This is a genomic window from Pseudomonas avellanae BPIC 631, from assembly GCF_000444135.1.
GTDB lineage: Bacteria > Pseudomonadota > Gammaproteobacteria > Pseudomonadales > Pseudomonadaceae > Aquipseudomonas > Aquipseudomonas avellanae.
In genome coordinates this window covers 1-645 of the sequence record NZ_ATDK01000531.1, presented here as the reverse complement: position 1 = coordinate 645, position 645 = coordinate 1, and the positions used below count along the sequence as shown (strand labels likewise).

General features: G+C 60.2%; 2 pseudogenes. One reads left to right on the top strand and one right to left on the bottom strand.

From position 1 onward, the window contains the following. Positions 1 to 128 (top strand): annotated as a pseudogene (locus tag DW49_RS1000000132610) (IS30 family transposase); the annotation flags it as partial. Positions 129 to 453: 325 nt separating this feature from the next. Here DW49_RS1000000132610 and DW49_RS1000000134420 read toward each other — a convergent pair. Then, a pseudogene (locus DW49_RS1000000134420) lies at positions 454 to 585 on the bottom strand (LPD7 domain-containing protein); the annotation flags it as partial. Positions 586 to 645: the final 60 nt, after the last annotated feature.

Sequence of the window (645 nt, the reverse complement as noted above, 5' to 3'; positions counted from 1 at the left end):
GATACTGGTCAAGATGAACGATGCGACAGCCACCTCTGCAGTCGAAGGTTTCAGCGCGGCCCTTAATCGCATGCCAGTGGCTGCTCGTAAAACACTGACCTACGCCTGGTCGCCCTTGGGCTCGCCACGTTCTGGAATGCCCAGTGTGATGGCCACCGTCTCCACAAACGCAACGCGCTCCGACTCCGGCACGGTGTCCAGCTGGGTGGCCAGCGCCTGGCTCACCTGCTCAGCCGTTTTGCCTTCGCCGTACAGCGCCTCGATCGGCACCGTAACGCCCATGCGATCCGCCTGGTCGCGCACGTCCCGCGTGGAATCGTTTACGTGCCGGGTAAGGTCGTTGGCAGGTCCAATGCTTAGGCCGTCACGTTCAATCTCCAGCTCTGCGCGGCGAGCCGCCAAGCTTTGGTTCATGGCCTTGTCGGTGAAATGTACGTCCAAACCGTTCTTGGCCACCGCCTCGATCACCAGCTTTTTGAACTCAGCAGTGCCGTTGATCGTCAGTGTGCTGCCGAACCTCTCCCGGGCCAGCTGGAGGGCTACGTGTAACGACCTGCAATCGAAATGGCCTCGACCTGCAATCATCGCGTTTTTCGACCGGGATTGATTGCGTCTATCCGGCACCGCGAACCAGCATTGACTGCA